This is a genomic window from Streptomyces acidicola (assembly GCF_009377235.1).
Classification (GTDB): Bacteria; Actinomycetota; Actinomycetes; order Streptomycetales; family Streptomycetaceae; genus Streptomyces; species Streptomyces acidicola.
On the sequence record NZ_VMNX01000004.1, the window covers coordinates 53,791 to 80,491 of the forward strand.

At 68.6% G+C, this 26,701-nt stretch carries 22 protein-coding genes and 1 pseudogene; 13 read left to right on the forward strand and 10 right to left on the reverse strand.

The features are described 5' to 3' along the window. The first annotated feature begins 96 nt into the window (after positions 1 to 96). The gene (locus FPZ41_RS02940; RefSeq protein WP_152858794.1) at positions 97 to 1,725 is read left to right on the forward strand and encodes an esterase-like activity of phytase family protein; all 1,629 of its coding nucleotides are present in this window, start codon (positions 97 to 99) and stop codon (positions 1,723 to 1,725) included. A 506-nt stretch (positions 1,726 to 2,231) separates the two neighbouring features. Next, a pseudogene (locus FPZ41_RS02945) lies at positions 2,232 to 2,783 on the forward strand (YciI family protein). A 53-nt stretch (positions 2,784 to 2,836) separates the two neighbouring features. On the opposite strand, the gene FPZ41_RS02950 reads toward FPZ41_RS02945, so the two are convergent. Next, positions 2,837 to 3,574: an SDR family NAD(P)-dependent oxidoreductase gene (locus FPZ41_RS02950; protein ID WP_152858797.1), complete on the reverse strand. Its 738-nt coding sequence runs from the start codon at positions 3,572 to 3,574 to the stop codon at positions 2,837 to 2,839. Between the two features lie 351 nt (positions 3,575 to 3,925). Here FPZ41_RS02950 and FPZ41_RS02955 point away from each other — a divergent pair, with 351 nt between their 5' ends. The 3 genes from FPZ41_RS02955 to FPZ41_RS02965 all read left to right on the forward strand — a co-directional run bounded on the left by FPZ41_RS02955 (position 3,926) and on the right by FPZ41_RS02965 (position 7,469). Next, positions 3,926 to 4,669 carry an HAD family hydrolase gene (locus FPZ41_RS02955; protein WP_152858800.1) on the forward strand — a complete coding sequence of 248 codons (744 nt, stop codon included), beginning with the start codon at positions 3,926 to 3,928 and terminating at the stop codon, positions 4,667 to 4,669. Beyond that, complete coding sequence (locus tag FPZ41_RS02960; RefSeq protein WP_322619759.1) at positions 4,666 to 7,011, forward strand: glycoside hydrolase family 65 protein; 2,346 nt, start codon at positions 4,666 to 4,668, stop codon at positions 7,009 to 7,011. The genes FPZ41_RS02955 and FPZ41_RS02960 overlap by 4 nt, the downstream gene beginning before the upstream one ends. A 62-nt stretch (positions 7,012 to 7,073) precedes the next feature. Beyond that, positions 7,074 to 7,469, forward strand: coding sequence for an HIT family protein (locus FPZ41_RS02965; protein WP_152858803.1), 396 nt, complete (start codon positions 7,074 to 7,076; stop codon positions 7,467 to 7,469). A gap of 66 nt (positions 7,470 to 7,535) precedes the next feature. Here FPZ41_RS02965 and FPZ41_RS02970 read toward each other — a convergent pair whose 3' ends face one another. From FPZ41_RS02970 to FPZ41_RS02995, 6 genes are all read right to left on the reverse strand, one after another. Beyond that, on the reverse strand, positions 7,536 to 8,096 hold the full coding sequence (locus tag FPZ41_RS02970) for a DNA-3-methyladenine glycosylase I (protein WP_152858805.1): 561 nt from the start codon (positions 8,094 to 8,096) through the stop codon (positions 7,536 to 7,538). Beyond that, positions 8,089 to 9,561: a glucose-6-phosphate dehydrogenase gene (zwf, locus tag FPZ41_RS02975; RefSeq protein ID WP_322619760.1), complete on the reverse strand. Its 1,473-nt coding sequence runs from the start codon at positions 9,559 to 9,561 to the stop codon at positions 8,089 to 8,091. The genes FPZ41_RS02970 and zwf overlap by 8 nt, the downstream gene beginning before the upstream one ends. Next, positions 9,558 to 10,592, reverse strand: coding sequence for a phosphogluconate dehydrogenase (NAD(+)-dependent, decarboxylating) (gene gnd / locus FPZ41_RS02980; protein ID WP_152858810.1), 1,035 nt, complete (start codon positions 10,590 to 10,592; stop codon positions 9,558 to 9,560). Before gnd ends, zwf begins: the two co-directional genes overlap by 4 nt. 170 nt (positions 10,593 to 10,762) lie before the next feature. Then, entirely contained in the window at positions 10,763 to 12,850 is a 2,088-nt protein-coding gene (gene tkt / locus FPZ41_RS02985; RefSeq protein WP_322619761.1) for a transketolase, read from the reverse strand. A 157-nt stretch (positions 12,851 to 13,007) separates the two neighbouring features. Beyond that, positions 13,008 to 15,353: an FUSC family protein gene (locus FPZ41_RS02990; protein WP_152858812.1), complete on the reverse strand. Its 2,346-nt coding sequence runs from the start codon at positions 15,351 to 15,353 to the stop codon at positions 13,008 to 13,010. A 75-nt stretch (positions 15,354 to 15,428) separates the two neighbouring features. Beyond that, on the reverse strand, positions 15,429 to 16,826 hold the full coding sequence (locus tag FPZ41_RS02995; protein WP_152858815.1) for an FAD-dependent oxidoreductase: 1,398 nt from the start codon (positions 16,824 to 16,826) through the stop codon (positions 15,429 to 15,431). 333 nt (positions 16,827 to 17,159) lie between these two features. On the opposite strand from FPZ41_RS02995, the gene FPZ41_RS03000 reads away from it, so the two are divergent. From FPZ41_RS03000 to FPZ41_RS03010, 3 genes are all read left to right on the forward strand, one after another. Next, on the forward strand, positions 17,160 to 17,834 hold the full coding sequence (locus tag FPZ41_RS03000; protein WP_152858817.1) for an HAD family hydrolase: 675 nt from the start codon (positions 17,160 to 17,162) through the stop codon (positions 17,832 to 17,834). 114 nt (positions 17,835 to 17,948) lie between these two features. Continuing rightward, a complete protein-coding gene (locus FPZ41_RS03005) occupies positions 17,949 to 19,418 on the forward strand; it encodes a UbiD family decarboxylase (protein ID WP_228022385.1) in 1,470 nt (489 codons plus the stop codon). Positions 19,419 to 19,545: 127 nt separating this feature from the next. Then, complete coding sequence (locus tag FPZ41_RS03010) at positions 19,546 to 20,178, forward strand: UbiX family flavin prenyltransferase (RefSeq protein WP_152858821.1); 633 nt, start codon at positions 19,546 to 19,548, stop codon at positions 20,176 to 20,178. A 33-nt stretch (positions 20,179 to 20,211) separates the two neighbouring features. Here FPZ41_RS03010 and FPZ41_RS49340 read toward each other — a convergent pair whose 3' ends face one another. After that, positions 20,212 to 20,346, reverse strand: coding sequence for a hypothetical protein (locus FPZ41_RS49340; protein ID WP_265584190.1), 135 nt, complete (start codon positions 20,344 to 20,346; stop codon positions 20,212 to 20,214). 201 nt (positions 20,347 to 20,547) lie between these two features. Here FPZ41_RS49340 and FPZ41_RS03015 point away from each other — a divergent pair, with 201 nt between their 5' ends. Both FPZ41_RS03015 and ku read left to right on the forward strand, forming a co-directional pair. Beyond that, positions 20,548 to 21,066, forward strand: a complete 519-nt coding sequence (locus FPZ41_RS03015; RefSeq protein ID WP_228022386.1) for a hypothetical protein — start codon at positions 20,548 to 20,550, stop codon at positions 21,064 to 21,066. Between the two features lie 106 nt (positions 21,067 to 21,172). Further along, positions 21,173 to 21,955 (forward strand): non-homologous end joining protein Ku, encoded by a 783-nt coding sequence (gene ku / locus FPZ41_RS03020; protein ID WP_194235966.1) that lies wholly within the window; start codon positions 21,173 to 21,175, stop codon positions 21,953 to 21,955. 608 nt (positions 21,956 to 22,563) lie between these two features. Here the strand turns inward: ku and FPZ41_RS03025 are convergent. Continuing rightward, positions 22,564 to 23,064, reverse strand: a complete 501-nt coding sequence (locus FPZ41_RS03025) for a MarR family winged helix-turn-helix transcriptional regulator (protein ID WP_152858827.1) — start codon at positions 23,062 to 23,064, stop codon at positions 22,564 to 22,566. A 92-nt stretch (positions 23,065 to 23,156) separates the two neighbouring features. Here FPZ41_RS03025 and FPZ41_RS03030 point away from each other — a divergent pair, with 92 nt between their 5' ends. After that, positions 23,157 to 23,594 carry a Rid family hydrolase gene (locus FPZ41_RS03030; protein WP_152858830.1) on the forward strand — a complete coding sequence of 146 codons (438 nt, stop codon included), beginning with the start codon at positions 23,157 to 23,159 and terminating at the stop codon, positions 23,592 to 23,594. Between the two features lie 185 nt (positions 23,595 to 23,779). On the opposite strand, the gene FPZ41_RS03035 is transcribed toward FPZ41_RS03030, so the two are convergent. Next, entirely contained in the window at positions 23,780 to 24,049 is a 270-nt protein-coding gene (locus FPZ41_RS03035) for a hypothetical protein (protein ID WP_152858832.1), read from the reverse strand. A gap of 447 nt (positions 24,050 to 24,496) precedes the next feature. Here FPZ41_RS03035 and FPZ41_RS03040 point away from each other — a divergent pair, with 447 nt between their 5' ends. Both FPZ41_RS03040 and FPZ41_RS03045 read left to right on the forward strand, forming a co-directional pair. Next, entirely contained in the window at positions 24,497 to 24,700 is a 204-nt protein-coding gene (locus FPZ41_RS03040; protein ID WP_023544341.1) for a cold-shock protein, read from the forward strand. A 96-nt stretch (positions 24,701 to 24,796) separates the two neighbouring features. Next, positions 24,797 to 26,530 (forward strand): DEAD/DEAH box helicase, encoded by a 1,734-nt coding sequence (locus FPZ41_RS03045; protein WP_152858834.1) that lies wholly within the window; start codon positions 24,797 to 24,799, stop codon positions 26,528 to 26,530. Positions 26,531 to 26,701: the final 171 nt, after the last annotated feature.

Here is a 26,701-nt window from a genome sequence, read left to right on the forward strand (position 1 = left end):
CCCCTTTGCCGCACAGGACATGTGGGCTCGCGAAACTCGCCAGTCGTGCGTCCCGCAAGGAGACGCACGGACAGACGCACGGACCAGGAGGAACACATGTCTCGTCTGAGAATGGCGACTGCCGCGGCCACCGCTGTGGTGCTGGCGATGGTCGGCAGCAACTTGGCGGGTGCCGTGGAGACGGCCCACCACGGCGGAGAACACACGCTCGTGGCACGCGCCGACACCTACGCCGCCCACGCGGGCCGGACCCTGACCGTGCGCGGGCAGGGTTTCCTGGGCAACGACAGCGGCAAGCCGGCGACCCTCGTCTCGCACACGAGGACCGCGCACGGTTCCCTGACCGTGCATCAGGACGGCTCGTTCAGCTACACCCCGGACCCCGGTTTCAAGGGCACCGACAGCTTCGACTACACAGTCAGCGACGCCGTCCGGCTGTACCAGACCCATCTTCCGCCGCTCGCCACGATCGACGGGGTGAAGGTGGCGGGCGGGGCGTACGGATCGTCGCTGTACCCGGTGCCCGGCTCGAAGAACGAGTTCTACGGGCTCACCGACCGCGGCCCCAACGTGGACAGCCCCGACGGCAAGAAGGTCCTGCCGTTGCCGGACTTCACCCCGACGATCGCCAAGATCCGCATGGTCGGCACCAAGGCGGAGGTCGTCAAGACGATCCCGCTGCGCGCCGCCGACGGCACCCCGTACAACGGGCATGTCAGCACCGAGGCGAACACGGGCGAATCCCTGATCGACCTCGCCGGCAATGCGCTGCCGGCGTCGCCGTACGGCTACGACCCCGAGGGCCTGGTCGCCCTGCGCGACGGCACCTTCTGGGTGTCCGACGAGTACGGGCCGTACATCACGCACTTCGCCGCCGACGGCCGGGCGATCGAGCGCCTGTCGCCCTTCGACGGCTCGCTCCCGGCCGAACTGGCCAACCGGATGCCGAACAGGGGCATGGAGGGCCTGACCATCACCCCTGACGGCAGCACGCTCGTCGGCATGATGCAGTCCGCGCTCCAGCAGCCCAGTCTGCCCGCCGGTGTCAAGGCCAAGAACGTCACCGCGCTGCGCATCGTGACGTACAACCTGCGCACCCATGCCACGCACGAGTACGTCTACCTGCTCGACAACCCCAAGACGAACGTCGGGGCGGTCAGCGAGATCACCGCGCTCAGCGACACGACCTTCCTGGTCGACGAGCGGGACGGCAACATGCAGCCCGGCGGGTACAAGAAGCTGTTCAAGATCGACATCAGCGGCGCGACCGATGTGGGGCCCTCGGCCAACGTACAGGGGAGCACGTACGACGGATCCAAGGGCGGGCTGCTCGTCGGCCAGGACCGCCGGACGATCGAGGCGTACGTCGGCGAGGGCGACACCGCCACGGCCCAGGCTGCCCTGAAGACAGCCGGCATCACCCCGGTCACCAAGACCACGTACCTGGACCTGGGAGCCCTGGTCACCGGTCTCGACCCGGCCGGCGGTTTCTTCGGCCACGACAAGATCGAGGGCGTCGCCACCACCGACGGCGGCCGTACGGTCGTCATCAGCAATGACAACGACTTCGGCATCGATGGTGTCACCAACGACACGGCGCCCTACACCCTGCACCGCAAGACCCTGCCCGACGGCCGACAGGACGACGGCGCGTTCCTGGCTGTGGACACCACCAGGCTGCCGGCCGCGACCAGCACGGCCAAGGTCACCATCCAGGTACGGTGACGACGCCCCGCAGCAGCGGCTGAGGACGGCGGCTCCCACACGTCCCGGCCTGGCGCCAGCGCCGGTCCTCCCAGAGCCTCCGGCTGAGAGCGCGATCGGGGTGATCCACCCGCCGCGGAGGGTCACATCGAGTCACCACGAGGCCCGGCAAAGCGCGTAAACGGCCCGGAACGCTCCGAGGAGCGACCGGGCCGATTACCGTCCGACCTGCATGACAGGGCACTCGCACTGCCGACACCAAGGCCCCCGGAGACGGCGAGGCCCCCGGAGACGGCGAGGCTCCCGCAGGGGGCGAGGCCGTCGGGCGCTCACCGGTCGACCGCCCACGGTGATCAGGGTTCCCCGTCCGGGGCCGGCTTGGGACCATGCGCTCCAGCCGACCCGAATCAGGAGGCGTCTGTGACGAGCCTTGATGAGCTGCTGCGGCAGGCGTGAAGCACGCCGTCAAGCAGCCATCGCAGTGAAACCCGCTCGACCTCGTTACCCCCGTGAAGAGATCCTTGGGTATGGAGTTCCTCTGCTACCACCGCGACCGGACCGACTCCCTGCCGCTGCGCTACGAGCTGCTCGCAGAGCATTGGGCCTACATGGACCGGTACGCGAAGGAGATGATCGCCCGGGGGCCGACCCTCGCCGCCGACAGCGAGACACCCACCGGAAGCGTGCACATCGTCGACCTGCCCGATCCCGCCGCGGCCCGCACCTTCGCCTTCGACGAGCCGAACTATCAGGCCGGCGTCTACCGGGACGTGCTGCTGTGACGGTGGCGCAACATGCTGGGGCACACCATGTGGGACTTCCCCGGCGGCCGGACCGGCGGCAACCGGTACCTGATGCTCGGCCTAGGCGCGGGGCAGGCAGCGGACCTTGAGGTGCCGCCCGACCGGGACGAGCTGATCGCCTACGGGCCGCTGCTGTCCGACGACGGCGCCATCTGGCTGGGCACGGCGGCGTTGGTACGGGCGCCGGACCCGGACACGGCACGCGCCATCCTCACCCCGGACGGGTACGCCGAACTTGAGGTGCACAACTGGCAGTTCGGCGGGCGGCCGTCATGACCGAGGACGTCTGGCCGACGTCACCGTCGAAACCGGCGGGCTGAGGCGTGCCGTCAGACGGCGGTGCGACCGCCGTCGACGGGCAGGACCGCGCCCTGCACGAAGCTCGCCTCGTCGTCGGCCAGGTACACGATCGCCGCCGCGACCTCGGCGACGGATGCCGGCCGTCCGGCAGGCGCCTTGGCGGCCAGGCTCTGCAGGTCCTCCTCGGCCTGAGCGGTGGTCTCGGTCAGCGTGGGACCGACCTGTACGGCGTTGACCCGTACTCCCCGCGGGCCGTACTCGGCTGCCCACGCCTTCGTCAGCAGGTTCAGTGCCGCCTTGCTCGACCCGTACAGCGCCATGCCGGGGAACCCGAGCGCGGCCGCGATGGTGCTCACGTTCACGATCACTCCGCTGCCGCGGTCGGCCATCCCCGGGGCGAGTTCGGCCACCAGGTAGAACGGGGCCTTGACGTTGAGCGCGTACACCGCGTCGAAAAGGCTCTCCTCCGTGTCGTCCGTCGGTCCGAAGGGGTAGATCCCGGCGTTGTTGACCACAACGTCGACGCGGCCGCCGCCCAGTTCCAGGGCGTCATGGGCGAGCCGTCGTACTGCCTGGACATCACCCAGCTCGGCGCCCACGAAGTCCGCCTCCCCACCGCGCTCCCTGATCGCCCCTACGACGGCGTCACCGCGAGCGGCGTCGCGGCCGGCCACCAGCACACGCGCGCCGCGCCTGCCCAGGGCCTCTGCCACGGCCGCGCCGATGCCGCTGGTTGCCCCGGTCACGAGCGCGACCTTTCCCTGCATGGAGGCAGATGCAGATGCGGGTGCAGGTGAAGATGTCATGACCGGATCCTTTCGTTACTGACGAGATCGACATCTCGAAGCCCAGGCTCGGCCTTGCTGCGCGGTCCCCATGATGTGCTCGCCATGACGGGGTCGCCGTCGTCGCCGCTCCGGCACGGCGGCTCGTCGAGTGATTGATACCGAGTTGCACGGTGCTTTGTATCAGCGTGCTCCAGGCGCTCCTGCCAAGCAGCTCGTGCGGTCGGCCGAACGGAGCAGTAGCCCCCGCACCCGGTGCGACCAGAGTCGGCCCCGCGCCTCCCCCCGGCGTCGGCGTGAATGGGGAAGAGCGGCGCGGGTAGTCGGTCAAATATGACAAAGATGGGCCTTCCGGACAGAGTCCGAGTGTGTCTGTTCGATCTCGACGGCGTACTGACCGAGACCGCAGTCGTGCATGCCGCCGCGTGGAAGGAAGCCTTCGACGGCTTCCTGCGGCGGCGGGAGGGGCCCGACTTCCGTCCCTTCGACGCGACGGCCGACTATGAGCGGTACGTCGACGGGCGTCCCCGCGTCGACGGGGTGCGTGTTTTCCTGGCCTCCCGCGGAATCGAGCTGCCGGAGGGAAAGGATGACGATCCACCGGAGGCGGAAACGGTGCGCGGGCTCGGCAACCGCAAGAACGCGTTGTTTCTGGAGAAGATCCGCACGCAAGGTGTCGAGCCGTATCCGGGGTCGGTCCGCTATGTCGATGCCGTACGGGCAGCCGGGCTCGGCACGGCCGTCGTCTCCTCCAGCGCCAACTGCCGTGAAATCCTGATCTCCGCCGGCATGGAAGACCGTTTCGACGTGCGGATCGACGGCCGAGTCGCGGTTGAGCGCGGGCTCCCTGGCAAGCCGCACCCGGACACCTTCCTGGAAGCCGCGCACGACCTGGGGGCCGAACCCGGGGCTGCGGCCGTGTTCGAGGACGCCCTGGCCGGTATGGACGCAGGACGGTCCGGTGGCTTCGGGGCCGTGGTGGGCGTCGACCGCGTCGGCCAGGCGGACGCGCTGCGCCGGCACGGCGCCGACATCGTGGTGTCGGACCTCTCCGAGCTGTTGGGGAGCGGGACGTGATCAGCCACCCCGCCTACGCCGTCGAGCCATGGTGCCTGCGCGAGACCGAACTGAACCTCGACGTGCTGGCCCAGAGCGAATCCGTCTTCTCCCTGTCCAACGGACATGTCGGCTGGCGCGGCAACCTCGACGAGGGCGAGCCGCACGGCCTGCCAGGCAGCTACCTCAACGGCGTGTACGAGCAGCATCCGATGCCGTACGCGGAAGCGGGCTATGGATTCCCGGAATCCGACCAGACGGTGATCAACGTGACCAACGGCAAGGTCATCCGGCTGCTGGTCGACGACGAACCGTTCGACCTGCGCTACGGACAGTTGCGTTCCCATGAGCGCGTGCTCGACCTGCGCAGCGGACTGCTCCACCGCGTCTGCGAGTGGACATCGCCGGTCGGCAGGACGGTACGTGTGCACTCCACCCGGCTGGTCTCCTTCACCCATCGGGCCATCGCGGCCATCGCGTACGAAGTGGAGCCACTGGACGCCCGGACGAACGTGGTGGTCCAGTCGGAACTCGTCGCCAACGAGCAACTGCCCCCGCTCACCGGCGATCCCCGGACGGCCGCTGCCCTGGAGTCGCCCCTGCGGCCCGAGGAGCACTACGCGCACGACACGCGGTTGCGCCTGGTGCACCACACGGAACGCAGTCATCAGCGTGTCGCGGCCGCGGCCGACCATGTGGTGCGTGGCCCCGGATCCACCCAGACGTCCGGTGAGAGCGCGCACGACGTGGGCCGTGTCACCGTCACCGCTGTCCTGGACCCCGGCGAGACACTGCGCATCGAGAAGTTCGTCTCTTACGGCTGGTCGGCGGAGCGATCGCTGCCGGCGGTCCGGGACCAGGTCGAGGCCGCGCTCGCCGGTGCCCGCAGCACCGGCTGGCAGGGCCTGGTCGACCAGCAGCGAGAGTTTCTCGACGGCTTCTGGCGGTACGCCGACATCGAGGTCGAAGGCGATGCCGAGATCCAGCAAGCCGTCCGCTTCGCCGTCTTCCACGTCCTGCAGGCCGGTGCCCGGGCCGAGCACCGGGCGATCCCGGCCAAGGGCCTCACCGGCTCCGGATACGACGGACACGCCTTCTGGGACACCGAGACGTTCGTCCTGCCGGTACTCACGTACACCTCGCCGAACTGCGTCGCCGAGGCTCTGGGCTGGCGGCAGACCACCCTGCCGGCGGCGCGTGACCGCGCCCGCCAGCTCGGACTGCGGGGCGCGGCCTTCCCGTGGCGGACGATCGAGGGAGCGGAATGCTCCGGGTACTGGCCGGCCGGCACCGCGGCGTTCCACATCAACGCCGACATCGCCGCAGCCGTCGTGCGCTACGTCCGGGTCACCGGCGACGAGGACTTCGAACGGCGGACCGGTCTGGAACTCCTGGTGGAGACCGCCCGGCTGTGGCACTCCCTCGGCCACCAAGACTCCGGGGGCCGCTTCCACATCGACGGCGTCACCGGCCCCGACGAGTACAGCGCGCTCGCCAACGACAACGCCTACACCAACCTCATGGCCCGGGTGAATCTGCGGGCCGCCGCCGACGCGGCCGGGCGCCACGCGGCGCAGGCCGCAGAACTCGGCGTCGACGAGGCGGAGACCGCGGCCTGGCGTGAAGCGGCCAAGGCGATGTCCGTGCCCTACAACCGCGCCCTGGGAGTCCACGAGCAGTCGGCGGGCTACACCCGTCTCGACATGTGGGATTTCAAGGGCACGCCGCCCGAGCGGTACCCCCTGATGCTGCACTTCCCCTATTTCGACCTGTACAGGAAGCAGGTGGTCAAACAAGCGGACCTGGTCCTGGCGATGCTCCTGTGCGGTGATGCCTTCGAAGAGGACCAGAAGGCGCGGAACTTCTCCTACTACGAACCGCTGACCGTCCGGGACTCCTCGCTGTCGGCCTGCGTCCAGTGTGTTCTGGCCGCCGACGTGGGCCACCTGCGTCTGGCCTACGACTATCTGGGGGAGGCCGCGCTGATGGACCTGGAGGACCTGGAGAGGAACACCCGCGACGGCCTGCACATCGCCTCCCTCGCAGGGACCTGGTTCGGTCTGGTCGCAGGCTTCGGCGGCATGCGCGACCACGGGGACATCCCGTACTTCGCCCCCAGGCTTCCCGAACAGCTCAGCCGGCTGGCGTTCTCCCTGCGGTTCCGGCAACGCTGCCTGCGGATCGACGTCACCCGTTCACACGTCACCTACACGGTGGTGGAGGGCGAACCCGTACAGATCAGCCACGGCGGTGAACTGATCGACCTCTCCAAAGGAGCCCCGCAGACCCGTCCCGTCGAGTGGCCGACCGCTCTCCCCGAGCCCGCACAACCGCCGGGCAGGCAACCCGTACCACGCCACTGAGCCACCGTCGGCTCAGTTGAACCCTGTGATCCACGTGGCCCGGCACGCGCCACAATGTCATCATGCCCACGCTCTTCACCAAGATCATAAACGGCGAGCTGCCCGGCCGGTTCGTCTGGACCGATGACCGAGCGGTCGCCTTCCTGACCATCGCTCCGGTCACCACGGGGCACACCCTCGTGGTTCCGCGCGAAGAGGTCGACGACTGGACAACGATCGACCCCGACCTGATGGGCCACCTGATGACCGTCGGCGCCAGGATCGGCGCCGCGGTCCGGCGCGCCTTCGACGCGCCTCGCGCCGGTCTGGTGGTGGCCGGTTTTGAAGTCCCGCACTGTCACTTGCATGTCTTTCCGGCGTGGGGACTGGACGACTTCGACTTCCGCCGTGCGCACAGCGACGTGCCGGCATCGGAGCTGGACGAAGCCCGGGCGCGCCTCGTTGCCGCCCTTGAGTGAGACCGGGACCGCCCCGGCTCCGCCACACCGCAATGCGCCAAGCCGTCGCCGGCCGTTGCGTGCGTATCAACTCGACTTCGCGGGGCAGCCGTCGACGTGGTCGTCGACAACTCCCACTGCTTGAAGGTACGCGTAGACGATCGAGGTGCCCACGAAGGTGAAACCGCGGCGCTTGAGGTCCTTGCTGATGCGGTCGGAGAGGTCGGTGCTCGCGGGCGGCGGATCACCGGGCGTCGGGTGATGCACGACTGGTTTCCCCTCCACCCAGTTCCACAGGTAGGTGTCGAAGGAACCGAAGGCTTCCTTTGCCTGAAGGAAGGCGTGGGCGTTTCTCACGGCTGATGCGATCTTCAGGCGATTGCGGATGATTCCGTCGTTCGCCAGGAGTTCGTCGAGCTTTGGCTGGTCGTAGGACGCGATTTTCCTGGGATCGAACCCGTCGAGGGCGCGCCGGTAGTTCTCGCGCTTGCTCAGCACGGTCGACCAGGACAGCCCCGCCTGCGCGCTTTCCAGGAGCAGCATCTCGAACAGGTACTGATCGTCGTGCGCGGGACGACCCCACTCCCTGTCGTGGTACGCCGCCATCAGGTCGGAGCCCAGTGCCCAGGGGCAGCGGGGGTCACCCATGAGGCGACCCACCGGCGGGCCGATCGATGGCATCCTCGCCAACGGCCGGCAGATACCACTGGTGGGGCTCGATGAGTTCGTTGACGGCCGGGTCGGGGCCCCACGTGCCGGGGGCGTACGGATGTAGCGGAGGTGGGTTCTCCAGGAGAGGGGTCGAGGCCTGCCAGATGCGCTCGATGCCGTCCGCCGCGGTGAACAGCGCCTGGTCGCCCAGCAGGGCGTCGAGAATCAGCCGTTCGTAGCCTTCGAGGCCGTTGTCCTGGCAGAAGGATCGGGCGTAGCGGAAGGTCATCGATGCCGGTGTGAGCTGCATGGCGGGGCCGGGCTCTTTCGCGAGGAACCGGGCGGCGATCCAACCGGGGTCCCCGAAGTCGATCACCAGCTTGTTGCCCTGGTCCTCCTCCTGCCGGCGCAGATCGGTACGGAACATCCTCAGGGGCGGCTCGCGCAGGCCGAGGGTGATGACCTCGCGCTGCTGTGCGAGGTTCTTGCCGGAGCGCAGGTAGAACGGCACTCCCGCCCACCGCCAGTTGTCCACCTCCAGCCGCAGCGCGATGAACGTCTCGGTCGGCGAATCGGGGGCGACATCCGGTTCGCCACGGTAGCCCTCGTACTGGCCGCGTACGACGTGCCCGGGTTCGATGGGGCGCAGTGCCTCGAAGACCTTGGTCTTCTCGTCGCGCAGCGGCTGGGCGGCGAGCGAGACCGGTGGTTCCATCGCCACGATGCCGAGTACTTGGATCAGATGCGTGACGATCATGTCCCGGAAGGCTCCGGTGCCTTCGTAGAAGTGGCCGCGGCCTTCGAGACCGAGTGTCTCGGGCACGTCGATCTGCACATGGCTGATGTGGTCCCGGTTCCAGATGGGTTCGAGCAAGCCGTTGGCGAAGCGGAGGGCGAGGATGTTGTCCACCGACTCCTTGCCGAGGAAGTGATCGATGCGGAAGATCCGGGACTCGTCGAAGACGGTGTGGATCGTCTCGTTGAGCGCTTGTGCTGAAGCGAGATCGGTGCCGAAGGGTTTCTCCACGATCACTTTCGAGTTCTCCGCCAGGCCCGTGTCGCCGAGCATTCCGATGAAGGATGCGAACGCCGAGGGCGGAATGGCCAGATGGAACAGTCTGCGTGGCCGCCCGCCGAGGGAGTCCTCGGCCGACCGTACGGCCGCGAGCAACGGGCCGGGATCCTGGGCGTCCGCCGCGCCGAAGGACAGGGATTCCTCGAAGGTCTGCCACGCCGGCCCGGACGGCTCGCACCGCCCGAAGGTGGCGACCGCGTCCTGTGCGTGTTTGCGGAACGCGTCGTCGCTCAGCGAGGGCCGACTGCGGGACGAGCCCACGATGCGGTAGCCGTCCGGGAGGAGGCCTGCCCTGGCGAGGTGGAACAGCCCAGGGAGCAGCTTGCGCTTGGCGAGGTCACCGGTGGCGCCGAAGAGCACGATCACATGGTTGTCCGGGCGTGTCACGGCCGACTCCTCTTCTCCGCGTGTCCGCCGAACTCACTGCGCATGGCGGACAGCACCCTGTCGGCGAACTCCCCAAGGCCCCGGGACTGGAACCGGTCGGTGAGCGCCGTGCTGATCACAGCGGCGGGTACGCCTTCCTCGACTGCCGCCAGTACCGTCCATCGGCCTTCGCCGGAGTCCGAGACGCGCCCGGTGAACTCCTCCAGCTTCGGTGACCGGGCCAGTGCGTCGGCGGTGAGGTCGACGAGCCAGGAGCCCACGACCGAGCCGCGGCGCCATACTTCGGCGACCTCGCCGGCATCGATCTCGTACTGGTAGGCCTCCGGCTCGCGCAGCGGGGCGGTCTCCGCGTCGGCGGTGCGCTTGCGAAGCCCGGCGTCCGCGTGCTCGATGATGCTGAGTCCCTCGGCGATCGCGGCCATCATCCCGTACTCGACCCCGTTGTGGACCATCTTCACGAAGTGCCCGGCCCCACTCGGACCGCAGTGCAGATAGCCGTCCGGCGCTGTCCCGTCGGCGTGTCTGCTCGGTGTCGGCTCGGCGGATCCGGCGCCGGGCGCGATGGTCCGGAAGAGGGGATCGAGCCGGGCGACGGACTCGGGCTCGCCGCCGATCATGAGGCAGTAGCCGCGCTCAAGTCCCCAGACACCGCCCGAAGTTCCGCAGTCCAGATAGTGAATGCGGCGAGGGGCGAGCTGCGCCGCACGCGTGATGTCGTCGCGGTAGTAGGAGTTGCCACCGTCGATGATCGCGTCGTCCGGGGCGAGGAGGTCGGTCAGCTGGTCGAGGGTGGGCTGTACGACGGCGGCGGGCAGCATCAGCCAGACGACCCGTGGCCGCTCCAGCTTCGCCACCAGGTCACGGAGTGAGCCGGCGGCGACGGCGCCCTCGGACTCCAGCTCCCTCACCGAGCTTTCGTTGACGTCGTAGACGACACAGCGGTGGCCGTCGCGCATGAGCCGGCGCACGAGGTTCGCGCCCATCCGGCCGAGCCCGATCATGCCGAGCTGCATGGGAGTGTCGGTGGCCATGGCTGCTCTCCTGGGGGACGGGGCCCTGGGGTCTCAGGGCCCGGTGACGGATGGGGGCGTTGGTCGGGGAGGCGTGCGCGAGGTCCGGTTCGGCGCCGTGGGCAGATCGCTTCGTACGCGAACACGCTGTGCTCGCAGAGCGGGTCCGGGTCGCTTTCATGTCGTCGCCCTCAGTCGGCGGCCACCAGTTCGTGTGCCACCTCCGAAACGCGTTCGGGAGTGAATCCGAACTTGGTGAGCAGCTGTCTGAGGGGTGCGGAAGCGCCGAAGGTGTGCATACCGACGACGGCCCCGCCGCCACCGACATACCGGTCCCAGCCGAACGTGGACGCCTCTTCCACCGCGACCCTGGCCGTCACCGCCGGCGGCAGCACCTGATCCCGGTACTCCCGCGGCTGGCGGTCGAACAGCTCCCAGCACGGCATGCTCACCACCCGTGACGCGATCCCCTCGGCGGTGAGCTCGTCATGCGCGGACAAGGCCAGCGATACTTCGGAGCCGGTGGCGAGCAGGATCACGTCGGGCTCGCCCGCGGGCGCGTCCGCCAGCACGTAGGCGCCTCGTGCGACTCCGCCGGCCGGCGCGAGCCGGCTGCGGTCGAGGGTGGGAAGCGCCTGGCGTGAGAGGACCAGTGCTGCGGGCTCCCGGCGGAGGGCGGTGACCACCCGCCACGTTTCGACGACCTCGTTCGCGTCGGCGGGGCGGAAGACCAGCAACCCGGGCGTGGCGCGTAGCCCTGCGAGCTGCTCGACGGGCTGGTGAGTGGGTCCGTCCTCGCCGACTCCGATGGAGTCGTGGGTGAAGATGTGCACGGTGGGGATCTCCATCAACGCCGAGAGGCGTATGGCCGCCTTGGCGTAGTCGGAGAAGATCAGGAACCCCGACCAGTACGGGCGGAGCTTCGTCAGCGCCAGTCCGTTGGCGACGGCGGCAGCCGCATGCTCCCGGATGCCGAGGTGCAGATTGCGCCCGGACCGGTCACCGGGCTGGAAGTCGCCCGCTCCGCCGAACGTGAGCCGGGTCCTGGTCGACGGTGCCAGGTCGGCGGACCCGCCGAGGACCCAGGGCACCGCCTTGGCCACGGCCTCCAGCACCTGGCCCGACGAATCGCGGGTCGCCAGGCCTTTCGGATCGGCGGGGAAGACGGGCAGCGCAGCGTCCCAGCCGTCCGGGAGCTCCCGCCGCTGGATCCGCTCCACCTCATCGGCGAGATCGGGGTGTGCGCCGCGGTAGGCGTCGAACGTCTTCTCCCAGTCGGTGCGCAACTCGGCGCCCCGCGCACCGATGCCCCGGGCGAACCAGTCGGGCACACCGTCGGGTATGTGGAAGTCGGCGTCCGGCGGAATACCGAGGACGCGCTTGGTGGCCCTGACCCCCTCCGGCCCGAACGGCGCTCCATGCGCTTGCGGTGAGTCCTCCAGCGGCGAGCCGTAGCCGATGTGGCTGTGGACGAGAACCAGGGTGGGACGCTCGGTCTCGGCCCGGAAGGTGTGGAACGCGCGGCTGACCTGGTCGAGGTCGTTGGCATCGGCAACGGTGGTCACGTTCCAGCCGTAAGCCAGGAAACGGGCGGCGGGGTCCTCGGTGAAGGTGATGTCGGTGTGGCCCTCGATGGTGACCCGGTTGGAGTCGTAGATCCAGCACAGGTTGGACAGCTGCAGATGCCCGGCAAGGGAAGCCGCCTCGGAGGAGATGCCCTCCATCATGTCGCCATCGCCGGCGACCGCGTACACGTCGAAGTCGAAGAGTGTGAAGTCGGGACGGTTGAACCTCGCCGCCAGCCACTGGCCGGCGATCGCCATACCGACGGAGGTGGCGACCCCCTGGCCGAGCGGGCCGGTGGTCGTCTCGACGCCACTCGTCCACCGGTACTCGGGGTGGCCGGGGCAGTGCGAATCGAGCTGCCGGAAGGACTTGAGATCGTCGAGGGTCACCGCCGGACGGCCCAGCACCTCGTACGCGGGGTCGACCGAGCGGACACCGGTCAGGTGCAGCAGCGACCACAGCAGGGTGGAGGCGTGGCCCTCGGAGAGCACGAAACGGTCGCGGTTCGGCCAGATGGGATTGGCGGGATCGAAGCGCAGGAACCGCTGCCACAGCGTGTACGCCACGGGCGCCATGCCCATGGGAGTTCCAGGGTGCCCCGAATTCGCCTTCTGGACCGCGTCCATGCAGAGCCCGCGAATCGTGTTCACCGACAGTGTGTCCAGGTCGGTCATCGCTACGCCGCCCTCCGTGCTCTCGATGTATGTCTGCACCGTGTGCTCGCTGCGTCGAGGAGCCTGGCCGAGAAGAGTGAAATGGAGCCGCGACTATGTGATGAGGCAGGTCACCGTGTCGGAAAGAGCCGCCTCGGCAGGCAAGGTGTGGGGCGCTCGGCCGAGCGTGTCATCCCACTCACCCACACTCACCAGCCTAGGTTCGCCCGTAATCCCCCTCAACTCGGCGAGCCCCGGAGCTGCGTGGGCGCCCGGTGAGCCATGACCAGGGCCGGCACTGCTCCGAGGCCGCTCGTGCGGGCTTCACGATCAGTGCTTGGAGGCGTCGTACGACATCGATGTGGTCTGCTGTCCAGATCGTCCTGACCGCCGTCGCGGCTCCGTGTCCGTCCGCCGCGGTGAGGTCGCGGCACACTGCTTCGACGAGGCTGCCGGCTGCGAGGGGCTTGTCGAGTGGGTCGGGAACCGCGCCTTTCCCCTCAAGCGCTCGCGCAGTCTTCTCGTACCACTCCAGCAGCGGCTCGTCGGCGTGGAGGATTTCCGCGCCCGCCGCGGTGTGATCTTCCGCGGGCACACGATCGGCACCCTTCCAGAGCCAGAGGACGGAGTCTGCGGTGAGCTGGACCACCACGACCGCGTTGATCAGTGCGGTCACGCCTGCCAGGGGGACCTGCTTCGTCCCGCGCTCGGCGAGGAAGCCGCGGAAGGCGTCGTCGAGGCGGCTGGCCGCCGAGGCCGCCCGTTGACGGTCGTCGCGCGGAGCGGGAGCCGGCCGCACGAGCGCGTCCCCGCGGGTCAGGACGGAGTCGATCGCGCTGTGCAGATAGCGGGCGCTGCAGCTGAAGGCCTCGGCCAGTGCCTCACCCAGTGCCGAGCTCGCCCCACGTGGCCAGAACAGAGCCCCGACCAGGACGCTCACCGCACAGCCGATGGCCACGTCCTCGACGCGGACGAGACCGATTTCCCAGCCTCCCGGGCTGTTGAGGTTGTAAAGGATCAGCAGCGCCGTGGTGAAACCGGCTTGGCCGACGGTGAACGAAACGGCGTCGGGCGCCAGGCCGGCACAGGCCACGGCCACCGGGAGCAGCAGCCAGTAGACAGTGGTGTCGGTGCCGAGAGCGAAGATGAGCCCGCCACCGATCAGGAACCCGATGCTGGTTCCCAAGAGTCCACGCACGGCGTTCTGGCCAGTGTTCAACGCGGTGGAGCGCAGTACGGCCAGGGCGCCGAAGACAACCCAGAAGGAATGCTGCACGCCGGTCAGGTGCGCGACGAGCACGGCCAGGCCCAATGCGGCCGCTCCACGCACACTGTTGTGGAGCCACACCGCATGCCGCTCCGCATGTGCGCCGAGGTCTTCCCACGCAGAGGAGAGCGGGGACCTCGTTCCGTCGGGGTGGTGGCCCAGAAGTTGCTGCCACCAACTGCGCCGACGGGCGGCGACAACGAGTCCGATATGGCGCGCTATGGCGGAGACCGCGCAGGCCATCTCCTGTGCGCGAAAGCCCGGTTCGAGCGAGCCCGCGAACTCCGTCACCACGTCGTCGGACACCCCTCGCGGTACCCGGGTGAGGCGCTTCGGAAGCCCGGAGGTGACTGCGTGCTCCATGTGCTCCCGTGCCTGGAGCAGCCGCACCAGATCGGAGTCCAGCAGGCGGGGATCGACGGCAGCGGGCTCCTCCAGCAGCGCGGCGCCGTGTTCGAGCAGCGTCGCGGCTTGCGTTTTGACGTCACAGACCGCTAGTGCGATCGATTTCGGCTGCGGCCTCAGCGGCGTTCGCCGCAGGATCGCGTCAAGCCATACCACCTGGTCGATCAGGCGGATGAGGGCGCGCGCAGCCGTGGTGAGCCCGGTGGGCCGGTAGGACGTGCCGAAGAACGACGCACGCAACGCCTTCACCGCCGCCGTGGCGTCGTCGGCCGATGCGTCGAGGGTTGTTCCGCTCGCCGATGCGAAGTCGGTGCGCACGCAGCCGACTTCCGCATGGAGGCGCCGTGCCTGCAGCGCGCAGGCCCGAGCCGCCGACAGCCGCAAGGGTTCTCGAACCGGCGCGGGCCACAGGACGCTGATCGCCGGAAGTGATGCCGCGCCGGCCAGCAGCCAGCCCCCCAGCCGTTCAGGGATCGAGCCCACCGAGCCGGGCATGGTGACCGGCAGGATGAAGCTGACGAGCAGCGCAGTGGTCGCGCTGGCCAGCATGGAGCTGACGACGCCGGCGAACAGCACGCAGAATGCGATGACGAAGGTGGCGGCCGTAGCGGCCCAGATGGTCCGGGACGCCAGGGTTCCCAGACAGATCAGGACGACTCCGGCCAGCACCAGGCCGACCTGCGCCGAGAGCCGTGCGCGCATGGGACCGGAGAAGTCGACGAGCAGCAGGGTCGCGATTCCGCCGAACGCCGCGAAGAGAGTGAGCTCGGGGTTCCCGATGAGCTCCAGGGCGATGGCGACCACTGCGGGCACGACGATTCCTGCCCGGCCCGCTCGTCGCAGTGCCGAGCGTTCGCCGTCGTGATCGCGGAGCCGCTGGAAGACACGCATCTTCGCGGGCCTCCAACTTTCCGGGGGCACGCCTGCGGTACGGCTGTACGCCGGCGGCCTTGTTACGTGTCGGCGTTACGTGTCGGCTCGGACGATCGTGGCGAGAACGTCGTTGAACGCTTCGGTGGAGGTGGGGTGGGTGTAGACGGCGTCGCGGAGTTCGGCCGCCCTGATGCCGTATCGCATGGCCAGCGCGACGGTGTTGATCAGTTCCTGCGCGTCGACGCTGAGCAGGGCGGCGCCGAGGATCTCGTCGGTCTCGGCGTCGATCACGAACTTCATCACCCCGCGGGTGTCCTCGACGATGTACGCACGCGGCATGGCGACGATCTCGGCGACCGGCTGGCTGGCGATCTTCATCCGGTACCCGGCGGCCCGGGCCTGGGCCTCGGTGAGCCCGACAGTCGCCAGTGGCGGGGTGATGAACACGGTGTGGGGGATGGCGACCCGGTCGGCGGTGGAGCGCTTGCCCTCGCCGATGAGCTGGTCGAGGACGATACGGCTGTCGTCGAGGGAGATGTAGGTGAACTGCGGCCCGCCGTTGACGTCGCCGAGGGCGAAGATGTGCGGCTGGCTGGATCGCAGGTGCTCATCGACCTCGACCGCCCCGCGCTCAGTGGTGCGTACTCCGGCCGCCTCCAGCGCCAGGCCGCCGGTGGCCGGTGCGCGGCCGGTGGCGGCCAGGATCGCGTCGGCTTCCAGGGTGTGCTGTCGGCCGTCCTTCTCGTAGACGACGGTCGCGGAGGTCTCGCCGTCACGGACTTCCGTGACGTGCGCAGCGACGACGATCTCGATGCCTTCGTCCACCAGGATTCTCTCGGCGACGGCGGCAACGTCGTCGTCCACGAGGCCGAAGACTCTCGGGGCCGCTTCGAGCACGGTGATCCGGGATCCGAACTGCCCGTAGATCGAGGCGAATTCCAGGCCGAGGTACCCGCCTCCGACGATCGCCAGCCGTCCCGGCAGGATGGTCGTGTCGATCAGTTCGGTGCTGGTCACGGTGTACTGGCTGGCCCGCAGACCGGGGATGTCCAGGACGATCGGCTCGGACCCGGTATTGATCAGGATCGTCTCGGCGGTGACTGTCAGGCGGCCGTCGCCGGTCTCGATGTTCACGGTGTGCGGGTCCGCGAATGTGGCCGTACCGGTGATCACCGTGACGGTGTCCATGCCGTTCAGGTCGTCGTAGTTGCTGCCGCGGAACAGCTTGGTCAGCGCCTGGACCTCGCCGATGGAGCGCTCGTACCACTCCTGTGGCACGTCCTCCGGCCTGCGCTTGCGGGAATGGTGGACAAGGGCCTTGGTCGGCACACAGCCGACGTTCGGGCAGGTGCCCCCGTACATCCTCTCCGACCGTTCGACCAGCACGACGCGTTTGCCGAGCCGGCCCATCGTCGCGGCCACCGTCTTCCCGCCCTTGCCGAATCCGATCACGAGCAGATCGACATGAAGGTCTCGGTCCGTGGTGCCCATATTCGCTCCCACTTCGAAATAGCTGGTGAATGAACCAGATGAAAGGGATCACCAGACAAGCGATTCTCGTCGAACAGATGTTCACAAATGTTCATAGGTGTGGGTCTGCCACGTGCGTAGTCTCCACAGCACCACCAACACCGTGCCGTCGCAACTGGCCACCCGTATGCGAGCAGCGGAGGGACCGCTCCGTCCGGCCGGGGTGGCATTTTGCAGGAGACGAGGGGCGGGCCATCGCGCACTCTGGAGGTGAGAACGCGCAATCGCGGGCACAGTCTCTGCCCCGTCGAACAATGCCCGGGCGATCACTGTCGAACCGGAGGAGAACGCGTCATGACCGCACCGATAGCCGTGTTGTTCGATATCGACGAAACCCTGGTCCACACGGGAGACTCGGGAAGACGCAGTTGGGCCTGGGCATTCGACCGGTTGCACGGTGTAGCCGCCGATATCGGAAAGCACACATCATCCGGAGAAACGGATCCCCAGGTCGGCCGGGAAACATTTCGCGCCGTGCTCGGCCACGAACCCAGTCACGACGAGATGGCTCGCCTGTACGCCGCGTATCTGTGGCACCTGTCGGAGGACATCTGGACCTCTGAGGGGTACCGGGTCCTGGACGGCGTCGAAGAAACGCTGCAGCGGATTGCGGACGCCGGGGTCATCCTCGGGTTGCTGTCCGGTGCGATGGAGGGCGCGGCCAGGATCAAAATGGAGCCGGGCAAGCTCGGTCGCTACTTCGTTTTCGGTGCCTATGGCTCCGACTCCCCGGACAGGGCGGAGATCACCCGCCTGGCGATGGCCAAGGCCGCTCGTCTGCACGGCCGCGATCTGACCCGAGCCGAGGTCTATGTGGTCGGGGACACTCCTCGTGACATCCAGGCCGCGCACGCGGCACAGGCGACTGCGGTCGGAGTTGCCAGCGGGCACTACACCGTCGAGGAACTGCGTGCCGCCGAGGCCGATCACGTGCTCATGTCTCTGACCGACCCCTTCCCGGACATCTGACGCCCGGCAGCCGCGGCTTCAGACATCCAGGTGCCATCGGCGCAGCGCTGGGGCGAGGCGTCGCGCCCATCCGAATATGAAAGACGTAAGTAGCTGATGTCCGAAATCAATGACTTGCGATCCTATGTCGCCGCGCTTGAAGGGCTGGGAGACCTCCAGCGCATCTCGCGCCTGATCGACCCAAACCTGGAAGCGTCTGCCGTCACCCGACGGTCCACCGAGAACGGCCGGCCCGCCCCGTTCTTCGAGCACCTCAGCGGAGTCGCTGAAGGGTTCCGCATGATCGGAGCCCCGGGCGCCCTGTCGAACATTCCCGATCATCCCCTGGCGCGGATCTCCCTTTCTCTCGGCCTGCCGTACACGACGACCGCTGCCGAGCTCGTCGAACATCTGCGGGAGGCGGGCACGGAGGAACTGCTCCCGCCGCGGCGTGTGGCAGCCGACTCGGCGCCCTGCAAGCAGAACATCTTGTTGGGCGAAGCAGCTCGTCTCGACCGATTCCCCATCCCGTTCGTTCACCAGGACGACGGCGGTCCCTACGTCAATACGTGGGGTGTGATCGTCGCGCGGACACCGGACGGCCGGTGGACGAACTGGTCCATTTCCCGAATCATGAAGATCGACGACCGGCACATGACCGGACTGGTGCTGCCGAGTCAGCACCTCGGCATGATCTGGCGCGAATGGGAGGCCATCGGCGAACCGATGCCTTACGCCCTCGTCCAGGCAGGCGACCCGGGCGTTCCCGTCGTCGGCGGAATGACCGTCCCGACCGAGGTCGACGAGGGCGCGTACCTCGGAGCGGTACTGGGCAGGCCGGTGGACGTGGTGAAGTGCGAGACGAACGATCTGGAGGTGCCGGCCTCCGCCGAGGTCGTCATCGAAGGGCAGTTGTCCGCAACGCGAGATGCCGTGGAGGGGCCGTTCGCGGAGTTCCACGGCTGGGCACTGCCCGAGACGTCGCCGCAGCCGCTTTTCAGCATCGAGGCGATCACCTACCGGGACGACCCCATCTGGCCGCTGGCCGCCGCCGGGCGGCCTGTCGACGACTCGCACGTCGCACCGGGTGTCGGCATCTCCGCAGAGGTTGTCGCCGTCCTGCGGAAGTCGGGGCTGCCGATCACGACCGCCTGGCTGCCGCTCGGTGCCGCCTGCTTCTGGACGGTGATCACGGTTCCGCAGAACTGGCGCGACGTGATGCCGGGGATGGACACCGCGCGATTCGTGCACCGTATCGGTGAGGTACTGAACGGCACCCGGGCCGGCCGACTCTCCCCGGTCGTCTATGTGCTCGACGACGACGTGGATCCGTCGAACGACTCGGATCTGCTGTGGGCGCTGGCGACCAGGGTGCATCCGTCGCTCCGTCAGGAGCTGTGGCACGGGCCGATCATGCCGTGGTACCCGTGCTTCCTCGAGGAGGAACTGCACAACGGCTGGGGAGCCGTCGTCGTACACGACGCCCTGCTCCCGGCGGTGGGAAGCGGGCGCGTCCCACCGGCCACCTTCGACGGCGTCTTCCCGGACGACGTGCGAGCCAAGGTCCTCGCCGCCGAATCCGAGTCCGGCCGCTCGGGTGAATGAGGAACGACGAGAAGCCGCTGGCCGAGTGACCGAGGGGATTTGGCGATCACCTGGCGAGGTACCGATCAGCGAGCGTGTCGGACTGGAGCGGCCGACCCGATGAGTCAGGAAAGGGGATGCGGAAATCTTGACGCAGCGGAACGTGACAGTTGCAGTCACGGGAGCGGGCGGCACCGGTGTGGCCAAGGCCTTGCTTGCCGCACTTCAGAGGGACGACCGGGTGGGCCATGTCAATCTTCTGGTGTCGGCCAACGGGCGCAAACTGGTGGCTTTCGAATTTCAGACCGGCGAGGACGCGGGTTCGGTGGTACGGGCCCTGGGGGCGACGTCACCGAAAGTACGCTCCCTCGATCCGGCCGACATGTCCGGAGCGGTGACCAGCGGCAGCTACCCCAGCGACGCAATGATCATCTTGCCGTGTGCGGCCGGTGTCCTCGGACGCATCGCTCACGGCCAGACGGCGAGCCTCATCGAACGAGCCGCGGACGTGATGCTGAAGCAACGGCGCCACCTCGTCCTCTGTCTCCGGGAAACGCCGCTGAACCTCATCCACCTTCGCAACATGGTTGCCGTCACGGAGGCAGGAGCCACCGTGTACCCCATGATCCCCACGTACTACAACGTGCCGGAGACACTCGCGCAACTGCGCGACGAGTTCGTCGAACGCGTCTTGCAGTTCCTGGGCCTTCCCAGCACAGATCGCTACCAGTGGGACGGAAGCGAAACCACGGCGCGACGTGAGCGCACCGGAGAGCGTTGACGGACCCTGCGGCCCCTTTTCTCGAGGTGCTCCTCAATCGGCACTCGTCGACCAACTGCTCGTGGTGGCGACGAACTGGGCGACCAGCCCCGACTGACGCAGTTCCCGGTGGGCGGCGACGACCCGCGCCATGAGGACGGCCGCCGGCCCCGGCCGTTCGGCGGCCAACCGTTTCCCCGTCAGGCGCGGTAGGAGAAACTGGCCAGGACAGTGAGCAACTCGCTCGTCGGTCGACTCCCATGCCGAACCGGCGCCGACGGGAGGAGAGCCATGGGAAGACCCGCAGTTGGGGCGGCTTTACGCCGCTGTGCCGAATGCGGTGGATACGAGTACAGCGGTGCACCTGCCTGTACTGCCTGCCGCGAGCTGGTGGACAGCATCGTTGAAGATGAATGGTCGTCCTTTGTGTACCAGTGGGGCGCTCGCAGCCCTCAAGAAGCTGCGGTGCTTGGTGAGATGGTGGCGGCCGAACCCGACCGTCACGACTGGCGGGTGGTGGACGCCGCGCTCGACAGGCTGGCCTGCTCCGAGTGCGGTGACCGGCTCAGCCGCGGTCCTGTCGGCTGCTCGGCATGCGATCTATCGCACGGCTTCCGCTATGCCGCGATCGAGACGGATCGGCCGGGTGTCCCGCCGGGCAACGAACACGCCATCCGGGTCAACGTCTCGGTCGTGCGTCGGCCGCAGGTCACCTCCGAAAACGAGATCCTTGGGCGCCGCCTTGTGCTACCACACCTCCTGGTGGGTCTCCTGCCGACCATCGAAGAAGCCCAGCGGATGAGCGCCCTGATCAAGAGAAGCCCTCCGGCACAGAAGACCCGCCTCATTGAGCAGGCCATCGAGGAAACGCTCGGGCGCCGACGCGACAGAAGTCGCCCTTCCACATGAGATGACTTCTCGGTCGGGTGAACACATCGCCTACGAATCGGCGACCGGCCGGAGGCGTGCGGCCGCAGATGGTGCGCGGGTGTCCGCGGGGGAGGACCCTGGAGGTATGGAGAAGCCGGTGCAGGCGGTATGGAGGGGCTGGATCTCCTTCGGTCTGGTCAGCATGCCGGTGCGGCTGTTCCCGGCGACCCGGGAACACGGGGTCGAGATGCGCGAGGTTCATGCTGTGGATGGCTCCCGTATCAGACACCGGGGGGTGTGCGAAGCCGAGGGCCGGGAGGTCGACTGGGCGGAGGTCGTCAAGGGGTACCAGACATCCGGCGGGCGCACCGTCGTGCTGCGCGAGGAGGACCTCGCGCGGCTGCCCCTGCCCAGCAGGCAGGTGATCGACGTGATCGGGTTCGTGCCGGTCGACGGCCTGGATCCGATCCTGTTCTCCCGCGCCTACTACGTCGCCCCGGCGCAGGAGGTGGCCCGTCGGCCGTACACGCTGCTGGTGGCGGCACTGGCCCGGGCCGAGCGGGCTGCCCTGGCCAAGGTGACGCTGGGCGCCCGGGAGCGTCTGGCGGCAGTGTGGCCGCGGCGGGAGACGCTGGTGGTCCAGACGCTGCTGTGGCCGGAGGAAGTACGCGAACCTCATGGTCCGGCACAGGCTGTCCCGGTGACCGGGGAGGAACTGGAACTCGCCTCCCTGCTGCTGTCCCAGCTACCCGAACCCGACCTCGCCTCTGTGCACGACGAGTACACCGCCGCCCTCGAACAACTGGTGGCGGCGAAGCAGGCCGGGGAAGACCTCACCCAGCCCGTGGAGCCGAAGCCGGCCGAGGACCTGATCGCCACCCTGGAGGCAAGCCTGCGCGCGGCCGCCGACCGCGGTACCAATCGGTGAACCTGGTAGTCGACGATCGACTGGACGGCCTTGAAGCCCAACGGCAGCGGCAGTTCCTGGTACCAGTTGACCGTCGGCCCCGACCAGGACCGCAAGTCCCAGGCCGGTCCGGGTGATCCAGCTTGGCGTGGAAGCTGTCCCGGCAGGCAGAGACGAGGCCCGTGCCTTGGTGACGCCTGATGGGCCAACTCGTCATCGTCGCCCGGGCAGGCAGCACCTTCGCCGGTCCGCACTCTTCCGGGGCTCCGTGATGCCTCGGGCAGGCGCGGCCGTGGCAGGGGCTCGGGGCGGTGCGGGCTTACCGCGCGCCTGCTCGACCAGGCTCTGGGGGGGGCGTCCGACCGCGGCGTGAGGGCGCTGATCACGTTGACGCGCTGCCCGTCGGGGCGGCTGTGGGCGGGGCTGCCCGGGCCGGTGGACTGTTCCTGGGCGTAGGTTCCGGCGCCGGTCTCGACGCTGGGCTCGACGCGTTCGAATCCTTCGAGGCGGTACATTCCGCCGGCCGCATACGAGACAAGCGGGGCCCTGCCAGCCGGACTGGTCGATCCTTTATGACGCGCTCGCCACGAAGCGATCCGCTCGTATCGTCGGCCGTGATCCGCGGGACCCTATGCCAAGTCGACGGGGCGGGTACGTAGTTTGGCCGCGATGCGGGCCAGGGTCCGCTGGTCAGCGGCGGTCAGCGGGTCGAGCACCAGCTGACGCACCGCGCGCACATGCGTCGGCGCCGCGGCGACGACCACCTCGTAGCCGGTGACGGTCAGAGCGGCGATGGTGAAGCGGCCGTCCTCGGGATCGGGGAAGCGCTCCACCCATCCCCGCTGCTCGAAGCGCTTGACGACATTGGACAGGCGGGAGAGCGAGCCGTTCGCGAGGTACGCCAGTTCACTCATCCGCAGACGGCGCTCCGGGGTCTCGGAGATGTGACTGAGCGTCAGGTACTCGAAAAGCGTCAGGCCGGCCTCACGCTGCAGCGGCGACTCCAGTCGTCCCGGCAGCAGCAGAACAAGTGAGACCAGCCCGGTCCAGGCTTCCTTCTCGGCCGCGGTGAGCCACAGTGGTTCGTCCGCTGTGCCACCGCCGGTGTCCGGGGGTGAGGGGCTGGTCATGAGGACACCTTACCAAGCGGGATTGACTTCACGCGTGAAGTCCAACCGTGGTATTTTGACTTCACACATGAAGTCAATCGAGAGGAATTTCCATGTCTGCCGCCGCCACGAGCACACCGGAGTTCTTCGTCACCCCCGGCTACGGCGAGACACAACTGGTCGCCATGCACTACAGCCAGGCGGTGCGGACCGGGGACCGCGTCGAGACCTCGGGGCAGGGCGGATGGGACGACGACTGGAACTTCCCCGAGGCTCTGGAGGACGAGATCATCCAGGCGTTCGACAACGTCGAGCGGACTCTCGCGCCGGCCGGCGCCACGTGGCGCGACGTCATCGCCGTGAACTCGTACCACATCCCGAGTGCCGCGGACTCCATCGACGAGGATCACAACCGGGTCATGGTCGAGCAGTTCCGCCGACGTATGGGCGACCGCGCGCCCATCTGGACGGAGGTCGGGGTGTCGGCGCTCGGTGCCCCCGGGATGCGCGTCGAGATCCGCGTCACCGCCATCCTCGGCCACGGCGGCTGACCGGCGCCTCGCGGACCGTATCCACGCCAGACGTCGCATGAACCGGCCACGCACATGAACCGGCCATGCGGCAGTGCGGCTGCCCGTGGCATCGGGCGTGACCTATGCGAAACGGCCCAGGTCGCGGGTGCAGGCCTCATGCCAAAGCCGCGAATCAGCGGAGTCCGCCGCCCCCACGAAGGCGCTCACGGCGGCGGTTCGCTGGGCACGTTTCGGCGTGCCCAGCGCCTGGGCGATCCGGTCCGCGGCCACCGGGCGGCGGTGATCGGTTCGTGGGGGAGTGAGGCCCGGATCACGTCCGCGTCCCTCGCCTCCACGGCGGCCTGCGACCACCGCCCGGAGGGGAAGTCCGGAGCCGGAACGAGGCCCGTGTGCCATGCCCACCGGAAGGCGGCAACGGGGACGCGCGGGCGCTTCGCGATCTGGCCGTCGTCGTATGCGGTGAGTCGTGCCATGGGGGATCTTCCTCTCTCGTCGTCCGCCCGGATCGGGCGAAGACGACCGCGACGGAACAGGCACCTGAAAGGCCATCAAGAGCTCCGTTCGCCGGGACGACCTGACCACGGGCTCGCCCTCGCCCCGTACGCCGCATCCATATGCAGTTGTCAACAGCGGAGCGATCGCCCTCGGCCACCCGTTGCGGGCCGCCGCGGCCGGTTCGGGCTCCAAGCAGTGGACGAAGGCGGCGGCCAGGTGAACGTGACGATCACCGAGAGGCTCTGATGAGGAACCCTGGCGCCCGCCTTGCTGATCCACTTCGGCCGCCGAGCCGTGCTAGGGTTTCCGTAGTTGCAGTTGTGGTACCCATGAAACTATGTGCGCCTGACGGGAAACTCCTTCAGGCGCATTATTTGTTTTCCGGCATCTCCGGATGGGGCCTCTGCCTACAGAAGGAGAAGGTCATGGCACAGGGAACCGTGAAGTGGTTCAACGCCGAAAAGGGTTTCGGCTTCATCCAGCAGGACGGCGGCGGTCCCGACGTCTTCGCTCACTACTCGAACATCGCGACCCAGGGCTTCCGTGAGCTCCAGGAGGGCCAGCGGGTCTCCTTCGACGTCACGCAGGGCCAGAAGGGCCCGCAGGCGGAGAACATCGTCCCCGCCTGATCGCCGGACGCGTATCCGCTTACCGGGGTCCGCACCGTCATGGTGCGGACCCCGGTTTGTGCTGTTTCCAGGAAGGCAGATCACTGCATGTCCCGCATGTCCCGCAGGCCCCAGAAGCCGAACCGGCGCGCCTCGTCACCCTCGCCGTCCGCGTCGTCACGGCGTGAGTTCCGGCTGCCGGAAAGCACGACACCCGCACTCCCCGCCGTCGAGGACTTCGCCGGTCTGGACATGCCCGCGGGGCTGCTGAAGACGCTCACCGCGCAAGGCGTGACCACCCCTTTCCCTATCCAGGCCGCCACGCTGCCCAACTCGCTCGCCGGCCGTGATCTGCTGGGCCGGGGACGCACCGGCTCCGGCAAGACCCTCGCGTTCGGCCTGGCGCTCCTGGCCCGCACGGCCGGACTCCGCGCGGAGCCCAAGGCACCCCTCGCCCTCGTGCTGGTGCCCACCCGTGAACTCGCCCAGCAGGTCACGGACGCGCTGACCCCCTACGCGACGGCGGTGAACCTCCGACTGGCCACCGTGGTCGGCGGGCTGTCCATCACCAAGCAGGCCGGTGTGCTCCGGCGCGGCGCCGAGGTGGTTGTGGCGAGTCCCGGCAGGCTCAACGACCTCGTGGAACGCGGGGACTGCGTGCTCGACCAGGTACGCATCACGGTGCTGGACGAAGCCGACCAGATGACCGACATGGGCTTCCTGCCGCAGATCACCAAGCTGATCCAGCAAGTACGGCCCGACGGACAGCGCATGCTCTTCTCGGCCACCCTGGACGGCAACATCGACCGCCTGGTGCAGCGGTTCCTGACCGACCCCGTGGTGCACTCCGTGGACCCGTCCGCGGGAGCGGTGACCACCATGGAGCACCACGTGTTCCATGTCCTGGACGAGACCGACAAGAAGGCCGTCACCACGCGCATCGCGGCCCGTGACGGCCGGGTCATCCTCTTCCTCGACACCAAGAGATCCGCCGACCGGCTCGCCAAGCGGCTCCTGGCCGTCGGTGTCCGCGCGGCGGCACTGCACGGAGGCCGTTCCCAGCCACAGCGCAACCGCACCCTGGAACAGTTCAAGAACGGCCAGGTCACCGCATTGGTGGCGACGAACGTCGCGGCCCGGGGCATACACATCGACGACCTCGACCTCGTCGTGAACGTCGATCCGCCCATCGACCACAAGGACTACCTCCACCGGGGCGGCCGCACGGCCCGCGCCGGCGGCTCCGGCAGCGTGGTCACGCTGGTCCTGCCCACCCAGAAACGGGACGTCACCCGGCTCATGTCGGACGCGGGCATCCGCCCCCGTTCGGCCCGCATCACGTCGAGCGACGCGGAACTGGCCACCATCACCGGCGCCCGCGAGCCTTCCGGCGTTGCCGTCACCATCGAGGTCCCTCAGCCGGCGGCACCGACGGCGTCCCGGCCGGACGGGAAGACCGGTACCAAGCCCGGCAGGCGATCCGGCCGTCGACGCCAGAACGGCGCCGAGGCCAAAACAGCGACAGGTGCCGCCGCCACCAGGACGCAGCGCCGGGGCTCCGACCGCCGGGCCGCGGCCGAGGCGACAGCGCCTGGCGGCACCTCCGCAACCGGTGGACGCGGTTCTGCCCGCCGGACGGGATCCGGCGGGGCCACGGGCGGTGTCGTTGGCGCGGACGGCCGCAGTCCCGACCGCCGGGCCTCGGCCGGTGCGGCGACCGGCGCTGCCTCCGGCAAGGCTGCCCGTGGATCCGGCCGACGGGTAGCGGCCGGCGGAGCCACCGGTGGCGCTGCCGGGACCCGAGGCCGTAGTTCCGACCGCCGAGGCGGCCGCCGCACCTCGGCCACCTGAGCTGCATCAGGCAAAGTTGCCCCTGGTGACGACTTTTCGTAGGCGTTTGCCCTGGGCGTGCTTGTTCTGCCAGTTGATGTAGCGGCCGCCAGGAACTGCTGGTCGGGAGGGGAGGCGATCTCCACAATGTTCGCCTCCCCCCCAGGCCGCGACGCGCCGACACCGTTTCGT